Origin of the sequence: Streptococcus parasanguinis (genome assembly GCF_001074805.1) — a bacterium.
Lineage (GTDB): Bacteria > Bacillota > Bacilli > Lactobacillales > Streptococcaceae > Streptococcus > Streptococcus parasanguinis_A.
Map to the genome: position 1 here is coordinate 1 of NZ_JUPI01000015.1, position 21,805 is coordinate 21,805.

General features: G+C 41.8%; 18 protein-coding genes. All 18 read left to right on the plus strand.

Annotated elements, in window-relative coordinates; all coding sequences use genetic code 11:
• Positions 1–315: 315 nt before the first annotated feature.
• Positions 316–2,637, plus strand: a complete 2,322-nt coding sequence (locus ADI76_RS01045) for a CAP domain-containing protein (RefSeq protein WP_049514114.1) — start codon at positions 316–318, stop codon at positions 2,635–2,637.
• Between the two features lie 231 nt (positions 2,638–2,868).
• Positions 2,869–3,612 carry a DeoR/GlpR family DNA-binding transcription regulator gene (locus tag ADI76_RS01050; RefSeq protein WP_003001800.1) on the plus strand — a complete coding sequence of 248 codons (744 nt, stop codon included), beginning with the start codon at positions 2,869–2,871 and terminating at the stop codon, positions 3,610–3,612.
• The gene (gene pfkB, locus ADI76_RS01055; protein WP_049514118.1) at positions 3,609–4,520 is read left to right on the plus strand and encodes a 1-phosphofructokinase; all 912 of its coding nucleotides are present in this window, start codon (positions 3,609–3,611) and stop codon (positions 4,518–4,520) included. The genes ADI76_RS01050 and pfkB overlap by 4 nt, the downstream gene beginning before the upstream one ends.
• Positions 4,517–6,484, plus strand: coding sequence for a PTS fructose transporter subunit IIABC (locus ADI76_RS01060; RefSeq protein ID WP_049514119.1), 1,968 nt, complete (start codon positions 4,517–4,519; stop codon positions 6,482–6,484). The genes pfkB and ADI76_RS01060 overlap by 4 nt, the downstream gene beginning before the upstream one ends.
• Before the next feature lie 129 nt (positions 6,485–6,613).
• A complete protein-coding gene (locus ADI76_RS01065) occupies positions 6,614–7,033 on the plus strand; it encodes a hypothetical protein (protein WP_049514122.1) in 420 nt (139 codons plus the stop codon).
• Positions 7,026–8,726: an Mbeg1-like protein gene (locus ADI76_RS01070; protein ID WP_049514124.1), complete on the plus strand. Its 1,701-nt coding sequence runs from the start codon at positions 7,026–7,028 to the stop codon at positions 8,724–8,726. Before ADI76_RS01065 ends, ADI76_RS01070 begins: the two co-directional genes overlap by 8 nt.
• Positions 8,710–9,018, plus strand: coding sequence for a hypothetical protein (locus ADI76_RS01075; protein WP_049514126.1), 309 nt, complete (start codon positions 8,710–8,712; stop codon positions 9,016–9,018). Before ADI76_RS01070 ends, ADI76_RS01075 begins: the two co-directional genes overlap by 17 nt.
• Positions 9,019–9,042: 24 nt before the next feature.
• The gene (locus ADI76_RS01080; RefSeq protein ID WP_049514129.1) at positions 9,043–9,351 is read left to right on the plus strand and encodes a hypothetical protein; all 309 of its coding nucleotides are present in this window, start codon (positions 9,043–9,045) and stop codon (positions 9,349–9,351) included.
• A 261-nt stretch (positions 9,352–9,612) separates the two neighbouring features.
• Positions 9,613–9,993, plus strand: a complete 381-nt coding sequence (locus ADI76_RS01085; protein ID WP_414325783.1) for a hypothetical protein — start codon at positions 9,613–9,615, stop codon at positions 9,991–9,993.
• A 224-nt stretch (positions 9,994–10,217) separates the two neighbouring features.
• The gene (locus ADI76_RS01090; protein WP_009731099.1) at positions 10,218–10,592 is read left to right on the plus strand and encodes a DUF1149 family protein; all 375 of its coding nucleotides are present in this window, start codon (positions 10,218–10,220) and stop codon (positions 10,590–10,592) included.
• Between the two features lie 3 nt (positions 10,593–10,595).
• Entirely contained in the window at positions 10,596–11,444 is an 849-nt protein-coding gene (locus ADI76_RS01095) for a DegV family protein (RefSeq protein ID WP_009731098.1), read from the plus strand.
• 10 nt (positions 11,445–11,454) lie between these two features.
• Positions 11,455–12,222, plus strand: a complete 768-nt coding sequence (gene dapB / locus ADI76_RS01100) for a 4-hydroxy-tetrahydrodipicolinate reductase (RefSeq protein ID WP_049514132.1) — start codon at positions 11,455–11,457, stop codon at positions 12,220–12,222.
• A complete protein-coding gene (locus ADI76_RS01105; protein ID WP_049514133.1) occupies positions 12,219–13,430 on the plus strand; it encodes a CCA tRNA nucleotidyltransferase in 1,212 nt (403 codons plus the stop codon). Before dapB ends, ADI76_RS01105 begins: the two co-directional genes overlap by 4 nt.
• Positions 13,427–15,295 (plus strand): ABC-F family ATP-binding cassette domain-containing protein, encoded by a 1,869-nt coding sequence (locus tag ADI76_RS01110; protein WP_049514135.1) that lies wholly within the window; start codon positions 13,427–13,429, stop codon positions 15,293–15,295. The genes ADI76_RS01105 and ADI76_RS01110 overlap by 4 nt, the downstream gene beginning before the upstream one ends.
• 9 nt (positions 15,296–15,304) lie before the next feature.
• The gene (locus ADI76_RS01115; protein ID WP_023918208.1) at positions 15,305–15,823 is read left to right on the plus strand and encodes a hypothetical protein; all 519 of its coding nucleotides are present in this window, start codon (positions 15,305–15,307) and stop codon (positions 15,821–15,823) included.
• 85 nt (positions 15,824–15,908) lie between these two features.
• Positions 15,909–16,868: an ROK family glucokinase gene (locus ADI76_RS01120; protein ID WP_049514137.1), complete on the plus strand. Its 960-nt coding sequence runs from the start codon at positions 15,909–15,911 to the stop codon at positions 16,866–16,868.
• A gap of 78 nt (positions 16,869–16,946) precedes the next feature.
• Positions 16,947–17,786: a thymidylate synthase gene (locus tag ADI76_RS01125; protein WP_049514139.1), complete on the plus strand. Its 840-nt coding sequence runs from the start codon at positions 16,947–16,949 to the stop codon at positions 17,784–17,786.
• A 203-nt stretch (positions 17,787–17,989) separates the two neighbouring features.
• A partial coding sequence (locus ADI76_RS01130) for a CshA/CshB family fibrillar adhesin-related protein (RefSeq protein ID WP_049514141.1) occupies positions 17,990–21,805 on the plus strand: 3,816 nt, incomplete at its 3' end.

Here is a 21,805-nt window from a genome sequence, read left to right on the forward strand (position 1 = left end):
TGAGCCTAAGGTCTCAATAATTCCGAGTGCCTGAAACGTTATTGTTTCAGGCACTTTTCTCACAGCGGAAAGTTTCGGTATTCCTCTGAATCGATATTAAAATTGGAACTCATTTTAATTTTTTTACAGAATCATTTAACTTATTTTACTTTAAAATAGTTTGTCTACATTCTATAACAGCCTTAGCTGTTTTTCTTTTGCCTCAAAATTTTATAAAAAAAACTTTTTAAACCTACTAGTTATTGGTAACAAAATGTGGTATGCTAGGGGGTAGAGAAACTTCAAGAAAATGATTCAGTTTTGGGGGTGAGTTTAATGGGAAAGAAATTAGGAAAATCGGTTTTTACAACAGGAGTTGCGGCGACAACGGTACTGTCTGGAATGTTTCATCATAAGGCTAGTGCGGAAGAAGTGAAGCAAAATGAAAATCCAGAAACCAATAGCACTGAGGTGGTTGAGAAGCCTATTACAGTCGATGAGTTGAAGCAAATTACAGCTCAAAAAGGGCAAGTGGTGAAAGATGTCCACTACCAAGAGCAAAAAGTGATCGATGCTCAGACGGATGTCAGGGCGGCTGGTCAAGAGTTGGAAGAAAAGAAAGCTGAAGTGACGGAGGCAGAAAACCTCATCGCAACGACTTCAAATGCACAAGTTCAGAACGCAGAAAATGATGTCAAGGTGGCGCAAGCCTATGTGACCATCGAAGAAAATAAGGTTCGAGAAGCAGAATCTGCACATGACCAAGTCGTAGAGGCTGTTCGTCAACAGGAAAATCAGGTTACTGCTCAGGAATCTTTGGTCGATGTAGCACAAAATGAATTGAACCAAGCAAAAGCACCGATTTCAAATGATGAGAATGTGCTAAACCAGGCCTTGTTGGAGCAAAGCCAAGTCGAGCAAAGTATTCGAGAATCTCAGAATTATCTGGCGACCTTGCAAGCGAGTCAGCAAAATGGATCAGATACAGTGGCTCGAATTGAGAGCGATATTCAATTGGCTCAAACGCGTCTGACAGATTTGAAAGCTGTCATCGCAACCAAGGAAGCAGAATTGGCAGCCTTAGAACAAGCAGCGGCCAACAGCCCAGTTCAACTGAGCCAAGCAACCTTTGAAGGCTACTTGCAACACTTGGCTGACAATGGTAATGAAGCTGCAGCAAGTGCTTTAGCCCTTTACAAGCGTGGTCGTGAAGAAGACGACTTGACGGTTGGAGAGTCTGGATCCTTGCAAGCCAATCTTCGAGCTCTTGAAATTGCGGATGCCATTAATAGCTATCGTCGCAATGCAGGTTTGCCTGAATTGGAGCTGGATCCTTATTCCCTTCCTGCCAGTCAAGTTCAGTTAGAATACTTCAAAAAGGCTAACTGGCATATGTTTAAGTATTTGCCAAACGAAAATATTGCTTATGGTTTCTCACCTGCTGGTGCAGTAGACTTTTGGTACAATGAAAAAGCGGCTTACCAAGAAGTAGCAGCTCAATACGGTCTACCAACAGACGAAACACAAATCGATGCCAATGACATCTATATGAAGATTGGGGCTGAGGCCTTTGCCAAGGTTGGTCATTACCTCCAAATGGTGGACAACAAAGCAACGGCTTTATCAGTGGCTTATGACCCAAGTAATGCCATGTCAGAAGCGGCTTTCTTACACAGTCCAGTTACCTCAGCAGTGTCAACCAATGCACTTGCTTACCAATTGCGTCAGGGAGCTGGTGCTACAACGACAAGATCAGATGTGAAAGCAAAATCTGATGAAGTCGCTAACCTCAAGCTGGACAAGGCCAATCAAGAGTCCCAAATCATTATCTTGCAAGGCAAATTAGAAGATGCCCGCCATACTAATTCAAATGTGGAAGTAGAGATGGCCAATGTGCAAAAAACCATCCAAAACTACAAAATTCTTCTTGTCAGCAAGGATCATGCAGTTGAAAAAGCAAAAGCGACTCTTGATGTATCTCGAGGTCGGATTGAAGCAGCTATTCAACCAAAAGAAGCAGCGCTTCAAAAAGCGAAAGATTTGTTAGCAGCTGCGCGTGAGAAATTAGATCTTTTAAAAGCAGAAGAAGCAGAAAAAGCCCAAGTCGTTCAAGAAGCGCATGAGGGCTTGAAGGCGGCGCAAGAACGCTTGGTTGCTGCTGAAAAACGTCTTTCTGACTTTAAAAATGCTCCAGAATTATTGGTCAAAGCCCAATCCGTTTTATCAGCTGCGGTGGCTAATTTAGAAAATAAAAAAGAAAAATTAGAAGCCGAATTCACTACTCTTCAATCTTATCACAGTGTCGTGGAACTATTGAATTCTCAATATGAAGATCTTGCGTCACGAATGGATCCAGCTATTTTAGAAGCAGCAGATATGCCAATGGATATCCGCTCAAGCAATCCAACCACTTTTTCGGATAGACCAACAGTCCTTCCAACAAGTACCAATAGTCCGCAGGTACAAGCACCAAAAGCTACTTCAGCTCCAAAACAAGAAGCCAAAGTAGAAGAAATCAAACCCAAAAAAGAAAACAGCCAAGCTGTGGCAAGTGCAGATTCTTCCAAATATGCAGCAGCAACAACAGGTGTAGTCGTTGGGTTACTTGCTGGATTGTTTGGTTTCAAGAAAAAGAAACAATCTTCAAATAATGATTAAGACATATTGAGAATAGAGTGGATACTTAGACACTTTATTGCTTAAAATCTTTAAAAGAAAATTTATGAGAGTGGGACAAGAACTCTTTTAACAAAATGAGTTCTTTCCTGCTCTTTTTTTGTACTTTTTTGGAATTTTTGAAAGAAAGTGATAGAAATTGATAAAAAAATGTTGACATTTTTTGAAGAAAGAGTATAATGGTTTTTGTAATCGATTGCAAAAGGAGGAGAAATGCTCAAGTCTGAACGAAAACAATTTATCCTCGAAAAGGTATTAAAGGAAAAATTTGTTTCCTTGGAAACCCTTGTACAAGAGCTGGGAACGTCTGAATCAACCGTTCGGCGAGACTTGGATGAGCTAGAAGCTGAAAGCAAACTTCGCCGGGTTCACGGCGGTGCGGAAAGCCTGCATTTTCTTCAAGAGGAAGAAAGTAATAAAGAAAAATCTATCAAAAACATTCAAGTTAAGTCAAAAATTGCGGTAAAAGCAGCGGAGTTGATCAAAGATCATGATGTCATCTTTATCGATGCTGGGACGACTAATGAACTCTTGGTACAAGAAATTGTCAATCCAACGGTAACTGTGGTGACCAATTCGATTCACCATGCGACCAAGTTGGTCGAGCGAAATGTTCCGACGGTCATCATCGGTGGGAAGGTAAAATCTTCTACAGATGCTAGTATCGGAGGGATCGCGCTCAATCAAATCGGTCAGTTGAATTTTGACAAGGCCTTTCTTGGAATGAATGGAATCGATGATGAATTTTACAGCACTCCAGACCTGGAAGAAGGATCTGTCAAGCGTGCGATTATCGAAAATGCAAAAAAAACCTATATCCTAGCGGATGATTCAAAAATTGGGGTGACGTCTTTTGTCAAAGTGGCTCCGATCAAGCGAGCCATGATTATCACCAATCAATGTGAACCGCAACGATTAAAGGTTTTAAAAGAAAAAACGGAGGTTATAGAGGTTTGATTTATACAGTAACACTGAATCCAGCGATTGACTATATTGTTCGTCTCGATCATGTAGAGACCGGGGCCGTCAACCGGATGGCTTCGGAAGATAAATTCGCCGGTGGTAAGGGGATCAATGTCAGTCGTGTCTTGAAGCGTCTCGATATCGAGAACACGGCGACAGGATTTATCGGTGGTTTCACAGGACGCTTCATTGAAAACGTACTGACTAGTGAAGCCATTTCAACCAACTTTGTGACAGTGGACCAAGATACACGGATCAATGTCAAGATCAAAGCTGATGAGGAAACAGAAATCAATGGGAATGGCCCAGAAGTGACGGAAGCGCAGTTGCAAGAATTGCTCAGCATCCTATCGAGCTTAACAGCGGATGATGTGGTAGTCTTTGCAGGATCTGCCCCATCTTCACTTGGCAATGCCATTTACAAAGAATTGATCGCAGCAACTCGTGCGACAGGTGCGCAAGTGGTTTGCGACTTTGAAGGGCAAACCTTGATTGATTCCTTGGAGTTCAATCCCCAATTGGTCAAACCAAACAACCATGAGTTGGGAGCTATTTTTGGCGTTACCTTGACGGAATTGCCAGAAATCGAACGCTATGCCAAAGAAATCTTGGCCAAAGGAGCACAAAACGTCATTATTTCCATGGCGGGTGATGGTGCTCTCCTTGTCAGTCCAAGTGGCACTTACTTCGCAAAACCAATCAAAGGGCAAGTGAAGAATTCAGTCGGAGCTGGCGATTCTATGGTAGCTGGCTTCACTGGGAAGCTCGCAACGACAGGAGACGTCATCGAAGCTTTCAAATGGGGAGTGGCTTGTGGCACAGCGACCACCTTCTCAGATGATTTGGCGACAGCGGACTATATTAAAGAAACTTATGAAAAAGTAGAGGTAGAAAAACTATGAAAATTCAAGACGTTTTAAATAAAAACGTGATGTTGTTTGATCTTCAAGCAACAGATAAAGAGGGCGTGATCAATGAAATGGTCCAATCGCTCCTTGACAATGGTGTGGTGACAGATTTTGAAACTTTCAAAGCTGGGATTATGAACCGTGAAGCACAAACTTCAACTGGTTTGGGTGACGGAATTGCTATGCCGCACAGCAAAAATGAAGCTGTCAAAGAAGCAACGGTCTTGTTTGCAAAATCAAACAAAGGTGTTGACTACGCCTCACTTGATGGGCAACCGACTGACTTGTTCTTCATGATCGCTGCTCCAGAAGGAGCAAACGACACTCACTTGGCAGCCCTTGCTGAATTGTCTAAGTACTTGATGAAACCAGGATTTGCGGATAAACTTCGCCAAGCAAGCACTCCTGATCAAGTGATCGCAGCCTTTGATGCAGAAGAGCAAGTAGCTGCAGCTGAAGAAGCGAAAAAAGCAGAAGCTGTCAAAGAAGCAGCTTCATCTGACAAACCTCTCATTGTTGCCGTTACAGCATGTACAACTGGTATCGCCCACACTTACATGGCGGAAGAAGCCCTCATCAAAAAAGGTGAAGAAATGGGTGTTACAGTCCGTGTTGAAACAAACGGTGCATCCGGTGTCGGCAACCGCTTGACAGCAGAAGAAATCGCCAAAGCTGAAGGAGTCATCATTGCAGCGGATAAAGCAGTTGAAACAGCTCGTTTCAATGGCAAAAAATTGATCTCTAAACCAGTCGCAGCCGGTATCCGTCAGACAGAAGAATTGATCCAAACCATCTTAGATGGTAAAGCAGATGTCTTCCACGCTGAAAATGCAGCAGAAGCTAGCGCTAGCCAAGAAAAATTGAGCTTGGGTGGAGCCTTCTACAAACACTTGATGAGTGGAGTTTCTCAAATGCTTCCATTCGTTATCGGTGGTGGGATCTTGATCGCCCTTGCCTTCTTGATTGACCAAATTCTCGGAGTTCCTCAAGATCAATTGTCTCAACTTGGTTCGTACCATGAATTGGCAGCTCAATTTAAAACAATCGGTGGTGCAGCCTTTGGCTTTATGCTTCCTGTACTCGCAGGTTACATCGGATTCTCCATCGCTGAAAAACCTGGTTTTGTAGCAGGGTTTATTGCAGGATCTATTGCTAGCTCAGGGTCAGCCTTTGGTAACATCGCTTTCGGTGCTGCTAAAGGTGAATTACCAGCAGCCGTATCATCTGGTTTCCTTGGCGCTTTGGTTGGTGGTTTCCTTGCAGGTGGAGTGATTCTAGTTCTTCGTAAAGCTCTTGCAGGCCTTCCACGTTCTCTTGATGGGATTCGTTCCATCCTTCTCTTGCCATTACTTGGTGTTGGTTTGACAGGATTCTTGATGTTCCTCATCAATATTCCAATGGCTGCTATCAATACTGGTCTTAACAACTTCCTTTCAAGCTTGTCAGGTAGCTCAGCTGTCCTTCTTGGACTTCTCGTTGGCGGTATGATGGCTGTCGATATGGGTGGACCAGTTAACAAAGCCGCTTATGTCTTTGCTACAGGTACACTTGCTGAATCTGTTGCTTCAGGTGGTTCTATTGTTATGGCGGCCGTTATGGCAGCTGGTATGGTTCCTCCATTGGCAGTATTTGTGGCAACCGTCTTGTTCAAAGATAAATTCACACAAGAAGAACGCGATTCTGGTTTGACAAACATTGTGATGGGTCTTTCCTTCATCACAGAAGGTGCCATTCCATTCGGTGCAGCTGACCCAGCTCGTGCCATCCCAAGCTTCATCGCAGGTTCAGCATTGACAGGTGCCCTTGTTGGTCTTGCAGGCTTGAAACTTATGGCTCCTCACGGAGGAATCTTCGTTATTGCCCTTACTTCAAATCCGCTTCTTTACATCTTGTTCGTATTGATCGGTGCAGTCGTAAGTGGTATCTTGTTCGGTTTACTTCGCAAACCTAAAAACTAATCATATCTAAAAGGTTGGGTTTTCCCAACCTTTTTCTATACTCAAAAACACCAACTAGTGATGAAGTTGCGAATCTCCTTAGATTTCGATATAATTTGGATAACTTTTCTTTATCATGGAGGCGAGATAATGAAAAAAAGAAATCTAGTCATTTTTTTGGCAATAACTTCTGTGTTAGTGGGAGGGACAATTATGTCTATTCAAAAACAAAATATCTTTTCAAATGGTTCTAAACAGACGACTAAACTTAGTTCCAAGGAACAACAATTGGATTATTTAAAGAAGCACGAAAATGAAATTAAGGAGTTTGTAAAATCTCAAAATTCAAAGATCGAATCTGTTCAAATATATTGGGACCAGATTCGTTGGGAAGAAATTGGAAATGGTACACCGCAAGGGGCAGGAGAGGTTGTGAGTATTTTTGGTGGATTTAATTACTTAAAGTCGTCAGATTGGAATGTTCTAATTGAGATAAAAAATGGAAAAATTGATATGGAAAGTATTGGGATCAGCAATGGTATAAGACTAGGAGGTCAACTTCTTGAGTAATAGTAATTTAAGAACTTTTGATAATTTCTATGCAGATTTAGCACAGTCTGCTTATCATGGAAGGCCAGTAAGATTTCCCTATGAATCGTTAAGTGATATCAATCAAAATATTTTAGATTCAGGAAAATCAATTCTATTTGATTTTTCAAAAGATGTTAATTACAAGAAAGAAATCACTCCTGGAGGTCAAAATCTTCCTAATGGTGGGAATGTCTATTTGCAACCAGATCCTGGTTTGCATACTGTATACGAGAGGTTGGATCCTCAGGTCCCAAATCCTAATGGTGGATATCATAAAGAAATATATACCGTCAATCATTATCAAAAGGGACTTTTAACTGATGAGAAAGCAGGGTTTAATGCCTATTATTTAACAGATACTCCAACTTTAGGTAAAGACACTAAGAAAACCTACATGGCCATTCGGGGAAGCGATGCGTGGAGATTGTCTACTTGGAACGACTGGGTCGATAACGACGCTCAGTTTGCGATTAATGATAGTCATGTTCCACAAGCAAAGTTAGCTACAAAAGGATTGAAAGAAAAAATAGCTGAAATGAGCAAAAAAGCTCCAAATGCTCAAATGGATCTTGCCGCTCACTCACTCGGGACTATGGTTTCTGTCCAAGGCATAGCTGATCTAAGTAATCAAGAGTTGAAAAAAATTGGTAAAGTAGTTTTGCTTGATGGTCCAGATACGACAAAGAGTTTAAAGAAAATGGGCCTTAGTGATGAAAAAATCAAATTAATCAGTGATAAAGTAGAATACTATGTCAATCCTTTTGATATGGTAAGTATGCTCAATCGAGAACACACTATTACTAAATTACCTGGTGATGGGAAAGAGCCTCTTAAAAAGCCTGTTGGTAAAGTCAATATCATTGTCCCCCTCTATTATACTGAAAGTTTTGATGCAGAAAGTTCTCATGATTTTGGTGTTTTTCAACCGGATGGAAAAGGGAATTTCTTAACAGCTTCAGAAGATTTTCATCCGGAGTTGCTCAGGGCTGGTGAAAAATTTGCTCGTTTGATTGCATCGTCATTAGAAGCTGCAAAAAAGTTGGGAATTAAAGATAATGTAGCTTTAAATATTTTCAGTTCAATTGTTACAGGTGACATTAGCATCAGGCTCCCTCTTGGCATTTCAGTCTATGAGAATTTTAAAAAGCAGTATGGGGAAATCGTTAGGGAAGCACGTTTAGAATCTATTAAATGGGATCGTGAAGCTATCCCTAGATATCAGGAACAACTAAGAAGTGGAAATTTGACAGGTGAGGAAAGAATTTTGATTCGCGCTCGTTTACTTCAGACAGCCTCACAGTTAGCTATTTTTGAGACAGAAGATAAGGTTGAGAATGTTAAGAGTTACCTTTCAAATGCTAAAGAAGAAATTCAAACCATTTTAAATAATACAAACTCGGAAGCGGTAGGGTTAGCCAATTATTTAACGAGCTCAGAAGTCACAGCTTTGCTCTCTGATTTCAATATCTCACGTTTTTGGGATGAAGGAATTGAGGGTAAAACGGAAAAAGCAGCTGGAGCTTTTCTAACGCAAATTGAGCAATTGGGTACAACTTTGGTGAGAGCTAGTGGTACATTTGAAGTTGTGGATACACAACAAGCTGAGGATTTTAATAGTTTATTAGCAGATGTAAAAAATAAATGGAGGAGTAAAAATGTTGATGCTGGATGATTCTTTGCTAACAAAAGAAAGTCTAGAAAGAGAATATAGAGAAAGGATGAAAGAACAGGAACGCCAGGCGATTCGTGCTATTATAGCAGTTAAGACACTCTTGATTATAGCTAAAGGAGTAGAGTTATCAAAGAAATTAGATGACATAGCTTCTGAGATGCAGGAGTATACGTCTAAAACTTTTGTAAATAATATTAAGGGAGGATTTGAAGGGAAGGCAGCAGAAGCTACAGAAACCTATTTGACTCAGACAATGAAAAAACCTGATTTAAAAAGTCCTATTAAATCCTGAATAAGAAAGTTGAGAAAGTTAGTAATGGATAAAAAAGAACTACAGAAAATAGAAGATGATCACTTACATAAACTACATGAGTTAGAACGTCTGGAGTTTGATTTAGATTACTATTATCATAGGTTTGACAGAGAGACAGAGAATATAATAGAGGCTGTTTCCTATGCATGTAGAGGGGAGTACTCTACCGAAATTCAATCCCACATTTTTGAAATTGAGGAGAATTTGGATAACTATCGTCAATTGTACAATGCTCGCATTGATGATGTATTGGACTTACGTTCTAAAGAGAATAAGACTTTCTATAGAAAGTTAGAAGAAAATAAAATATAGAAAATAAGAAACGAGAACTAAATATAAATTTTATTAAAATTACTATGCTCAAAAAGATTATAAACTTAACAAAACTGAGTTTTGGTGGAGCAAAACTAGTTATTTTCTTTTCTAACATAAATATCATCTAGTAATGAAGTTGCAATCTATTCTTATTTCGATACAATTATTATAACTTTTCCTTTTCAAGGAGGACGGATCGTGAAAAAAGGGAAACTGGTCATTCTTTTAGCTATTGCCTCTGTAATAGCAGGAGGTGTGATTATCGCTAGTCAAAAACAAGATATCTTTTCAAATGGTACTCAACAGAACAAACACCATAGTCCCAAAGAGAAGCAACTGGCTTATTTAAAGGATCACGAAAAGGATATGGCTGATTTTGTAAAATCTTTGAGTCCTAAAGTTGATAGTGTTCAGTTTAATTGGGATAGTATGGAAGTTGGTGAAATAGGAAACGGAACTCCTCAAGGTGGCGGGTATATGTTAACATTGGACGGTAGAATCAATAATAATAAGGATACTAAATTTACATTAGGGATTCCTCTAAAACGAGATTCTAATGAAGTTCCTGAGGAACTGGTTATTTATGAAATGCAACCCATAAGAATTTTAAGAGATGGTGGGTGGTTTTTATATGACTAATCGTCATTCAAAAGCCTTTATCTTGTTTTTTCGAGCATGACAAAAGGATAATAAGCCAAACAAGCTAATAATTGATCAGAATTCGTTATCCTCTGTCTAAAGAATGGTCTGGCTTCCCCGGCTTTTTCTTCTTGTACCAACGAAAAAATCACCTCATTCGGCGTTGGTATCTTGAGCTGAATTATGATATAATAAGCCTATCGCATATTTTTAGGAGAATAAAAATGGATATTCAACGTGAAAAAGAATTTGTCAGCCAATACCACTATGACGCTCGTAATTTTGAGTGGGAAAAAGAAAATGGCATTCCCGAAACAAAAGTAGATGTAAACTTTCAATTAATCAATCGTGATCAACAACAAAACACAACGTCTTTGATTGTGATTTTGAGCTACATGATTGTATTTGACGGCTTTGTGATCAGTGGTACCATCACTCAAATTAACCACTTGTTTGGTCGTTATGTCAATGAACCAAGCGAATTCAGCAAAGATGAAGTGGAAGAATTGGCACGCCCTTGCTTGGATATGCTCAACCGTTTGACTTATGAAGTTACAGAAATTGCCCTTGATTTACCGGGTATTAATTTGGAGTTTTAATCAATGAAATTAGCAGTGATTACGGATTCGTCTGCCTATTTACCGCAGCACCTTCTCCATCACGACGACTTATTTATTTTAGACATTCCGATCTATATCGATGGAGAATCCTATGTGGAAGGGAAGAATCTGACACACGACGAGTTCTACCAAAAGATGGCTGCGTCTAAGGAATTACCAAAGACCAGCCAACCGAGTGTGGCAGCGTTAGAAGAACTCTTATCTGGTTTGACAGCTAAAGGTTATACGCATGCTCTTGGTCTCTTCTTGTCATCAGGCATCTCTGGATTCTACCAAAATATCCAATATTTGAAGGACGAATTTGAAGGCTTGACCGTCGAATTTCCTGACTCAAAAATCACTAGCGCTCCATTAGGAATGATGGTAGAAGATTGCTTGAAATGGGCTGGTGAAGGTCGTTTGTTTGATGAGATTGTGGCCAATGTCCAACACCAGATTGATGGGACAACTGCCTATATTATGGTCGATGATTTGAATCACTTGGTCAAGGGGGGACGTCTGTCAAATGGCGCTGCCATCATTGGCAATCTCTTGAGTATCAAGCCGATCCTTCACTTTAATGACCAAGGTGTCATCGAAGTTTTTGAAAAAGTCCGTACGGAAAAGAAAGCCATGAAACGCTTGGTGGAAATCGTTGATGAAGGACTTACCGGAGGGCATTACCAAGTCTTTATCATCCATGCTAATGTACCTGAAAAAGCCGAAGCGCTTCGTCAGATGTTGGTGGCTGAAGGGGTAGAGGGAGAAATTCCTTTTGCCACCTTTGGAGGCGTGATTGGGACGCACTTAGGTGACCATAGCTTAGCAGTTGGGTATATCCCTATCGTTTAAGGAGAATTCTATGTCAATTAAAGTCATTATCGCAGGTTTCAAGGGAAGAATGGGACAAGCAGCCTACCAGATGGTTTCTGAAGATACTGAGCTAGAATTAGCTGGCTTGATCGATCCATTCACAGATGAGACTGACGTCGCAGGAGTCCCTGTCTTTAACCGCAAAGAAGATGTCGTGGGTCTTGAAGCAGATGTTTGGGTGGACTTTACCATGCCAAAGGTTGCTTATGAGAATACTCGCTTTGCAATTGAAAATGGCTTTGCTCCTGTTGTAGGAACGACTGGATTCACTCCTGAGCAGATCCAAGAATTGACAGAGCTTTCTCGTGAAAAGGGTTTGGGTGGCTTGATTGCTCCGAACTTTGCTATTGGAGCTGTGCTCTTGATGCAATTTGCAGCGCAAGCTGCCAAGTATTTCCCAAATGTGGAAATCATCGAATTGCACCATGATAAGAAAAAAGATGCACCGAGTGGAACAGCGATTAAGACAGCTGAGCTGATCTCTGAGAAGCGCGAGAAGATCCAGCAAGGTGCAGCAGATGAAGAAGAGTTGATGCCTGGAGCAAGAGGGGCAGATTTTGAAGGGATGCGCATCCATTCGGTTCGATTGCCTGGCCTAGTGGCTCACCAAGAGGTGATTTTTGGTAGCCAAGGCGAAGGCTTGACTCTCCGTCATGATTCCTATGATCGTGTTTCCTTCATGACAGGAGTAAATCTAGGGATTAAAGAAGTTGTCAAGCGTCATGAGCTTGTCTATGGTTTGGAACACTTACTATGAGATTAAAAAAGATGCCTTCTGAGTTTCAGGAGGCTTTACCAATATTAGAGAAGATTAAAGCAGCTGGTTTTGAGGCCTATTTTGTGGGAGGATCTGTCCGAGATGCTCTCTTAGATCGTCCGATTCACGATGTCGATATCGCTTCCTCCTCCTATCCAGAGGAAACAAAGGCGATTTTTGATCGAACAGTAGATATCGGTATCGAACACGGGACCGTCTTGGTTCTTGAAAATGGTCAAGAATATGAAATTACGACCTTCCGGACGGAGGATGTCTATGTTGATTATCGCCGTCCAAGTTCCGTGTCTTTTGTCCGCTCACTAGAAGAAGACCTCAAGCGCCGTGATTTCACCGTCAATGCTTTCGCTTTAAATGAAAAGGGAGAAATTGTCGATCTCTTTCAAGGGTTAGCAGATTTAGAAAACAAGGTTCTTCGGGCGGTTGGACTTCCTCATGAACGCTTTCATGAAGATGCGCTCCGCATCATGCGAGGCTTTCGTTTTCAAGCCAGTCTTGGCTTTGAATTAGAAGCAGCAACCTTTGATGCTATGAAGGAGTGTGCTCCTTTGCTAGAGAAAATCTCTGTTGAGCGCACTTTCATCGAGTTTGATAAGCTCTTACTTTCTCCATATTGGAGACAAGGCTTGGAGGCCATGCTTTCAAGCAAAGCCTATCACTATCTACCAGAAATGAAGGATCGTAAAGAAGCACTTGAGCGTTTGTTTGACATAGAAATTGAATTTACCTTTTCAACTTCTGAGCAAGCTTGGGCTGCTCTGGTTTTAGCACTAGACATCCAAGACATTCCAAAATTCTTTAAGAAATGGAAGACCTCAAGAGACTTTTCCAAGACGGTGGAGCAGATCGTGGAGATTCTTAAGCTTAGAGAAAAAGGAAGTCTAGACAAGCGTGCATGTTACAAGTATGACAAGCGTTTGTTGCTAGTGGCGGAAGAGCTCCGGGAAGCGTATGCCTTGAGTGTGGATTATTTGGCCATTGAGCGGGTCTATGATAGCTTGACCATTCATGATAAGCACGAAGTGGTGGTCAATGGTGGCATGCTGATCAAAGAATACGACTTTCAACCTGGTCCAGCCTTGGGAGAGATTTTGACAAAGATCGAATACGCCATTGTCGATGGGGAGCTGGCCAATGAAAAAGAAGCCATCATTGCCTATATCCAGCAAGTAAAAGAGGAGGAAAAATGAGCGATTTTATTGTCGATAAATTAACCAAATCTGTCGGAGATAAGACCGTCTTTCGTGAGATTTCCTTTATTATTCACGACTTGGATCGAATCGGACTGATCGGGGTCAATGGAACTGGCAAGACCACTCTGTTAGATGTGTTGTCTGGTCGATCTGGCTTTGATGGAGATGTGAGTCCTTTTTCTGCCAAGAGTGATTATACGATTGGTTACTTGACGCAGGAGCCAGACTTTGATGATCATAAGACAGTTCTGGATACGGTATTGTCCAGTGATCTGCGTGAAATGCAGCTGATTCGAGACTATGAATTCTTGATGGCAGATTACCGAGAAGAGAACCAAGCACGTCTGGAAAAGGTCATGGCGGAGATGGATTCACTCAATGCTTGGGAAATCGAAAGTCAGGTCAAGACAGTCCTTTCAAAACTTGGAATTGAAGATTTGAACGCCAAAGTTGGCGATCTATCTGGAGGCTTGCGTCGACGGGTACAGCTGGCCCAGGTTTTGCTGTCTCACCACGACCTGCTCTTGTTAGATGAGCCGACCAACCACCTAGATATTGATACCATCGAATGGCTGACCAATTTCTTGAAGAACTCTAAGAAAACCGTGCTCTTCATTACCCATGATCGTTATTTCTTGGATAATATTTCAACACGGATCTTTGAGTTGGATCGAGGTGGCTTGATTGAGTATCAAGGCAACTACCAGGATTATGTCCGCTTAAAGGCTGAGCAAGATGAGCGGGATGCAGCCCTTCTTCACAAGAAGCAGCAACTCTATAAGCAGGAGTTGACCTGGATGCGGAGGCAACCCCAGGCGCGTGCGACCAAGCAACAGGCTCGGATCAATCGTTTCCATGATCTTAAGCAAGACTTGTCTGGTCAAAGCAACCAGACGGATCTAGAGATGAACTTTGAGACCAGCCGGATTGGAAAGAAAGTCATCGAGTTTAAGGATGTGAGTTTTGCTTTTGAAAACAAGCCGATTTTACATGACTTTAACCTCTTGGTGCAAAACAAGGACCGCATCGGGATCGTCGGGGATAATGGTGTCGGTAAATCGACCCTACTCAATCTGATCGCTGAGCGACTCCAGCCTCAGTCAGGGCAAGTGATTATTGGGGAAACTGTGCGGGTGGCTTATTTCTCTCAACAGATCGATGGCTTGGATGAGAGTAAGCGCGTGATTAATTTCTTACAAGAGGTTGCGGAGGAAGTCAAGACGACTGTTGGAACAACTTCGATCGCAGATCTCTTGGAGCAATTTCTCTTCCCACGCTCTATGCATGGAACCTTGATCGAAAAACTCTCCGGTGGGGAGAAGAAGCGCCTCTTTCTCTTAAAACTCTTGATTGAAAAACCCAATGTGCTTCTCCTCGATGAGCCGACCAATGACTTGGATATCGCAACCTTGACGGTTTTGGAAAACTTCCTTCAAAACTTTGGTGGACCAGTTATTACCGTTAGTCACGACCGTTATTTCCTAGATAAGGTCGCAAGCAAGATCCTGGCTTTTGAAAATGGAGGTATTCGTGAGTTCTTTGGCAATTATACGGATTATTTAGATGAAAAAGCCTTTGAAGCAGCCCAGGTAACGGCTAGTCAAAAGATTGAAAAAGAGAAACCTGTCAAGCCAAAAGAAGAGAAGAAGCGCATGAGCTACATGGAGAAGCAAGAGTGGGCAAGTATTGAGGCAGATATCGAAGCTATTGAAAATCGAATTGCAGAGATTGAAGTGGAGATGAATGAAAACGGCTCTGACTTTGGCAAGTTGTCAGCCCTTCAAAAAGAACTAGATCAGGAAAACGAGCGTCTACTTGAAAAGTATGATCGTTATGATTACCTAAGTGAATTAGATGAATAAGGAGGCCCTATGAATCAATTAAATCGCATATCTCTTGGAATTTCAGCTACTATGTTTACCATTATTGGTATTGTCTTGTTTATCAATCCCATTGAGCACATCGGCTCTTTTAGCTGGTTGATCTCCTGTGGCTTCTTTTTAATCTCTTTTTCACGTTTTTCACGCTACTACCGATTGCGTCAGTCAGGTATTATCAAGCAGCAACAGCTCTTTCACAGTATGGTTGCCTTGGTGTTCGCAGTTTACTTGCTACTATATGGCTACAAGACCTTACCGATTGTCTTCCCAGTCACCTTAGGGATTTGGCTGATCTATCGCTCTGTATTAAATTTCCGAAAAGCCAATTTCTATTCCAAGAAGATTGAAGAGCTTTCCAAGCGCTATATTTTCTTTGCCTTGGTGCAGCTCTTTATCGGCTTGTTCTTAATTGTCAGTCCATTATCAATCAGTGTCATTCTCCTGAATATTATTGGTTTGATTTTCCTGCTTCTAGGACTTCAATCCTTCAGTCTCTTGTTAAAAAGTTAAGAAAAATTACGTGCAAACCTTTGCGTTTGATAAAAAGTCTGATATAATAGATCTGTAAGTGTTTACAGGTTGAAAGGAGTAATAGATGTCTAAAAAAATTATTGGGATTGACCTTGGAGGAACTTCCATCAAATTTGCCATTCTTACCTTGGATGGAGAAGTTCAAGAAAAATGGTCTATTAAAACAAATATCTTGGATGAAGGCAGCCATATCGTAGATGATATGATCGAATCAATCGCGCATCGTTTGAAAATGCTTGATCTTGATGCTTCTGAGTTCCAAGGAATTGGAATGGGTTCACCTGGTGTTGTTGACCGTGAAAAAGGTACAGTTATCGGGGCCTACAACTTGAACTGGAAGACCCTTCAACCAGTTAAAGAAAAGATCGAAAGTGCCCTTCATATTCCATTCTTCATTGATAACGATGCCAACGTTGCTGCTTTGGGTGAACGTTGGAAAGGGGCTGGTGAAAACCAACCAGATGTTGTCTTCATGACACTTGGTACAGGTGTTGGCGGTGGTATCGTCGCTGAAGGTCGTCTCTTGCACGGTGTGCGTGGAGCTGCTGGGGAACTTGGTCACATCACGGTTGACTTTGATGATCCAATCCAATGTACCTGTGGTAAAAAAGGCTGTCTTGAAACGGTTGCGTCAGCAACAGGGATCGTCAACTTGACTCGTCGTTATGCAGATGAGTACGAAGGGGACTCTCAATTGAAAGTCTTGATCGACAATGGTGAAGAAGTGACCGCTAAAACGGTCTTTGATCTAGCAAAAGAGGGTGACGCTCTTGCTTTGATCGTTTATAAGAACTTCTCACGTTACCTTGGACTTGCTGCAGCCAATATTGGTTCAACCTTGAACCCGTCTAAGATCGTTATCGGTGGTGGGGTATCTGCTGCTGGAGACTTCCTCTTGGATGGTGTGCGCAAGGTCTTTGAAGAAAACTCATTCCCACAAGTACGTGAATCTACTCAATTGGCGCTTGCTACTTTGGGAAATGACGCCGGTGTCATCGGTGCCGCATCTCTAGTATTACAATAAGATTAAAAGGAGATTTGCCTCTCCTTTTTTCTTTATCCTGTGATATAATGAAAGCAATAGTAGATTAAAGGAGGAGATATGACAAAAGCAGATACCATTTTTAAAGAGTATATTCGGAAAATCATGGAAGAAGGTGTTTGGTCTGAACAGGCCCGACCTAAATACAAGGATGGTAGAACGGCCAACTCCAAATACATCACGGGTGCCTTTATGGAGTTTGATCTTGCAAAAGGCGAGTTTCCCATTACGACCCTTCGTCCCATCGCCATTAAATCAGCTATCAAAGAGATGCTCTGGATTTACCAAGACCAGTCCAATCGTTTAGATGTCTTAGAAGAAAAGTACAATGTCCACTATTGGAACGACTGGGAAGTGGGGGATAGTCGTACCATTGGTCAACGCTATGGTGCGGTGGTCAAAAAGCATGACATTACCAATAAAATCCTTAAACAATTAGAAGCCAATCCTTGGAATCGCCGCAACATCATCTCGCTCTGGGATTATGATGCCTTTGAGGAGACCGACGGACTCTTGCCATGTGCTTTTCAGACCATGTTTGACGTGCGTCGGGTTGATGGAGAGATCTATCTAGATGCGACCCTGACCCAGCGTTCAAATGATATGTTGGTAGCCCACCATATCAATGCCATGCAATATGTAGCTCTTCAGATGATGATTGCCAAACACTTTGGCTGGAAGGTCGGAAAATTCTTTTACTTCATTAATAATCTACATATTTATGATAATCAATTTGAACAGGCAGAAGAGATACTCCGTCGGGAGCCTTCAGACTGTCAGCCACACTTGGTCTTGAATGTGCCAGATGGAACCAATTTCTTTGACATCAAACCAGAAGATTTTGAACTGGTCGATTATAATCCAGTGAAGCCACAATTGAAGTTCGATCTTGCCATTTAGTGATGAATCAAGTTTTTTTGATGCCCGGATCTATTGGTAAAATTCTTTTAGAATTAAAACAATTATAGCTAAAAATTTTTACTCATTTTTGAGTCAAAATGTTTTGAAAATCGTTCGGGTTTTGTTAAAATAGATAAGGTTTGGAAAAACTAAACAATTTTAAAAAGAATGTTAATTTATAGATAAAAATGGAGGTCCATTAGATGGGGAAAGACTTATTTAATGATCGTATTAGCAGATTCTCAATTCGTAAACTGAATGTGGGTGTTTGCTCAGTACTATTGGGAACACTTGTCATGGTTGGTACAGCCGCAAGTGCAGCCGCAGAAGAAAATACAGATACGACCAGTGAAAATGTAGCAGCAGTTGCAACATCGTCAGAGGCACCAGCTACATCAACGGCTACAGCAACTTCAGCAACATCAACAGCTGAAACAACTAGCACAGCTGCGACAACATATGAAGCAAGCCCGGCTGTTACTGCAGCAGCAACATCAACAGCACCTGCTTCAACTAGTGAAGCAAGTAGCACAAGTACAGCAGCTTCAGCAACATCTGCAGCCTCAACTGCACCGGAAACATCAACTGCTGCAGCTACATCAACCGCTGCAACACCAAAATTAGAAGTAACTACGCCAGCAAACAAGGCAACTGAAGCAGCTGCAACAGATAAGAAAGAAGAAGTGGCTGCAGGTGTCGAAGCACCAGCTACAGAAAAACCTGCTGTGACAGCAGAGACTTCTGGTCCTAAGCGTCGTAATCGTCGTGCTCTTGGTGACCCAAATGATCCAAGCTTGATCGGGGATGACGTTGAAGACGCAACTTCAACTCCAAAGGTTGAAAAACCAGGCTTTACAACAGATCTTGATGCCAAATCTATGACTAGCCAGATTACTTGGTTGGACTTTGGAGATGTAGCCAACTGGACAGGGGCAAAAACAGTCATCGTTCCTAAAAATGACCAATTTCCTGATAAAGATTTAGAAGAAAAACTAGCTCTTCAAGTTGGGGCAACCTATACCAAGGAAATCATGCCTGGCTATGTAGTCACTGTAAAAGTTAAATCCTTGAAGCCTTTCCAAGCGACTGAAATCTATAAAAAACGGATGGAAGAGCAAGGGGCTACAGAAGCTGAAAAAGCGACCTATGATCCAAATGCAAAAAATGGATATGTAAAGGGTGTTACTTCAACAGGGGCTAAAAAAGCTTTTAACGATGGCATGGAAGCCGACGTTGTCGCTGATGCTCAAAATAGTTGGACTGAAATTAGACATGAAAACGTTGATACGAAAGCCAAGAAGACTACCATGGGTTCAGCTATGAATGGTGGAAATATTGGAGTTCAGTTTGAAATCTCTGCAACCTTCCGTGGAAAGAAAGTTAAGCCAGCTATTGTTATGGCTGATGGGGAGTCTGCTAACCCTGGTGAATTTGTTATGTTCACTACCAATGGAGAAGGTTGGCAGCACCTTGGAGAATGGAAAAAGTCTACCAGACCAGCCACCTCTGTTCCTTATGAACCACAAGATACAGAGAATCTTTTTGGTTCTAAACCTAAATATAATAACATTAACCTAAGACAACTTCGTGATAATTCTCCTGTAGCTGGACCAGATAAGAAACCAGTAGCATGGAAGTACTTTGGAAATCCTGACCAAGTTACGGCTGGACTAGGAACCGGTGTCTTTGGACCAAACATTTCTGCAGGAAATAGCGCAGTTCCACTCGTGATGACACGTGGAGCATCTGAAGTGGGACTTTATATCGCTTCAGCTGGTAAACAGTCAGCAATGCTAGGATTCTTCCCGCTTGACGAAGGGGATGCTCCTGAGTCATATGGTAAAGCAGTCCATACCATTGCAACTGTTGACGGTGTTACTGGAGCTAAAGTAAATCAACCGTATCTTGGTAACGTGAGCCCAGATATGGATGAAAACACGACTCTTGACTGGTTCGGTGATGATAAGGCAACTACGGCCGATGAAGGAATTAACCAATTGCTTCCAGATGAACTCAAAGGGACAACCAATGAGATGATCAAGATGGATCGTACACGCCCAGGTAACTACAAAATGTCAGTTCAAGCCCATTTGGATGGAGCTTCAGAAGCACATATCTATGGTTGGGTAGACTTTAACCAAAATGGTAAATTCGATGAGGATGAACGCTCAAATCTCGCTACAATCACACAAGATGGCACTGTTGAGTTGACCTTCGCAAAAAGCAAGACTTATATCGACCCTAGCGTCAACGAACTTGGTGCTCGTGTCCGTATTGCCAAGAAAGCTACTGAGATTGAAAGCCCAACTGGTATGGCTTTCTCAGGGGAAGTAGAAGACTTCAAGACTCAAATCACCCACCCACCTAAAGGGGAATTCAAGGAAACTTCTGGTCCTCAAGCTACTAAACAAACAGCAACTGTAACCTTTACAGCACGTGGAGAGCACAAGTATGAACCTAACTCTAAGGCAGTTATCGACGAGACAGTAGAACCATACATCGTTGATAAAGATGGCAACCGTGCAACTCTTGATGCAGATGGTTACTATGTCGTACCAGGTCAAGGGAAGTACAAGATTACTGCCAACGGTAAAGATGTAGACGTTGAATTTATCCCGGAAGATAACTTCCTAGGAACAGCTGATGGTATTTCTATCCGTCGTTCAGATAACAACGGTTACGATACTGGTTGGTCAACCAAATTCCCAGACCAAGAACCAAACATTAATGGTCAGTTGAATACTATGGATGGTCAATACGTTCCAACAGTCACTCCAATTGAAATTGAAGGGGTTGACAAAACTTCGACTGATGTTCAAGGGGCAACTCAAAAAGAAACACCTACCTTTAATACAACTGCTACTAACTTAAATGGTGATAAGATTTCGATCACTCCAAGTGCAGAATACCCAGCTAAGTTGGTAGACCCAGCTACAGGTCGCACGACTGATGAGCCATCTGTAACAGTTGAAGGGGAAGGTACATACACAATTAATCCTACAACAGGTGAAGTAACCTTCACTCCAGAACCAAGCTTTACTGGTACAGCCAAAGGTGTGGATGTTACATTATCAGCGCCAGTTGGACGCAATAAAAATGGTAAGGTTCAAGAGGAGTACGTTAAGACAGCTACAGCTAAGTACACACCAACGGTTACTCCAATCACAGTGACTCCTACAGACAAGGTTTCTGCGGATGTTCAAAACGTTCCTCAAACCCAAACACCAACCTTTGATTTGAGTAATGATAAGACTGCTGAAATCACTAGCAAGAAATTGGTTGATCCAGCAACTGGTCAACCAACTGATGAAACAACAGTGACAGTAGCAGGAGAAGGTAGCTATACAATCGATCCTACTACAGGAGCGGTGACCTTCACACCTGAAAAAGACTTTGTTGGTACTGCAAAAGGAGTAACTGTTCAGGCAACTGCTACTATTACAAATGCTAATGGTAAGACTGCAACCATTACTTCAGATGCGACCTACACACCAACTGTTGTGCCAGCAGTTCCAACTGCAAACCCTGCAACTTCTAAAGATGTTCAAGGGGCGACTCAAACCGGTACACCAACCTTTGCAGGAACAACTGTTCAAGTAAATGGTGAAGATAAAGCTATTACCATTAAAGACAATAGCTACACATTGCTAGATAAAGATGGTAACGAAGTTTCAACGACACCAGCTTATGCGGCAGACGGTACAACCGTGATCGGTAACTTCACAATTGACCCTGCAACTGGTCAAGTAACCTTCACACCAACTGATAAATCATACACTGGTGCAGTCACACCAGCCAAGGTTCAAGCTGAAAGCTCAAACGGTATCAAGGTGGATACAACTTACACACCAGAAATCGTTCCAGTAACCCCAACAGCAACACCAGCTGAAACAAAAGATGTTCAAGGTGCAACTCAAACAGGTAAACCTGAATTCAAGGGTGGAACTGTAACAGTTGATGGCGTTGAGAAAACTGTTGAAATCAACGAAGATGTTCCAGCAACATTTGACGATGGGTCA

Bases quoted from the DNA above. Each gene is read 5' to 3' on its own strand.
- ADI76_RS01045 (WP_049514114.1), top strand. From the start codon at position 316: ATGGGAAAGAAATTAGGAAAATCGGTTTTTACAACAGGAGTTGCGGCG.
- ADI76_RS01050 (WP_003001800.1), top strand. From the start codon at position 2,869: ATGCTCAAGTCTGAACGAAAACAATTTATCCTCGAAAAGGTATTAAAG.
- ADI76_RS01060 (WP_049514119.1), top strand. From the start codon at position 4,517: ATGAAAATTCAAGACGTTTTAAATAAAAACGTGATGTTGTTTGATCTT.
- ADI76_RS01065 (WP_049514122.1), top strand. From the start codon at position 6,614: ATGAAAAAAAGAAATCTAGTCATTTTTTTGGCAATAACTTCTGTGTTA.
- ADI76_RS01075 (WP_049514126.1), top strand. From the start codon at position 8,710: ATGTTGATGCTGGATGATTCTTTGCTAACAAAAGAAAGTCTAGAAAGA.
- ADI76_RS01080 (WP_049514129.1), top strand. From the start codon at position 9,043: ATGGATAAAAAAGAACTACAGAAAATAGAAGATGATCACTTACATAAA.
- ADI76_RS01090 (WP_009731099.1), top strand. From the start codon at position 10,218: ATGGATATTCAACGTGAAAAAGAATTTGTCAGCCAATACCACTATGAC.
- ADI76_RS01095 (WP_009731098.1), top strand. From the start codon at position 10,596: ATGAAATTAGCAGTGATTACGGATTCGTCTGCCTATTTACCGCAGCAC.
- dapB (WP_049514132.1), top strand. From the start codon at position 11,455: ATGTCAATTAAAGTCATTATCGCAGGTTTCAAGGGAAGAATGGGACAA.
- ADI76_RS01105 (WP_049514133.1), top strand. From the start codon at position 12,219: ATGAGATTAAAAAAGATGCCTTCTGAGTTTCAGGAGGCTTTACCAATA.
- ADI76_RS01110 (WP_049514135.1), top strand. From the start codon at position 13,427: ATGAGCGATTTTATTGTCGATAAATTAACCAAATCTGTCGGAGATAAG.
- ADI76_RS01115 (WP_023918208.1), top strand. From the start codon at position 15,305: ATGAATCAATTAAATCGCATATCTCTTGGAATTTCAGCTACTATGTTT.
- ADI76_RS01120 (WP_049514137.1), top strand. From the start codon at position 15,909: ATGTCTAAAAAAATTATTGGGATTGACCTTGGAGGAACTTCCATCAAA.
- ADI76_RS01125 (WP_049514139.1), top strand. From the start codon at position 16,947: ATGACAAAAGCAGATACCATTTTTAAAGAGTATATTCGGAAAATCATG.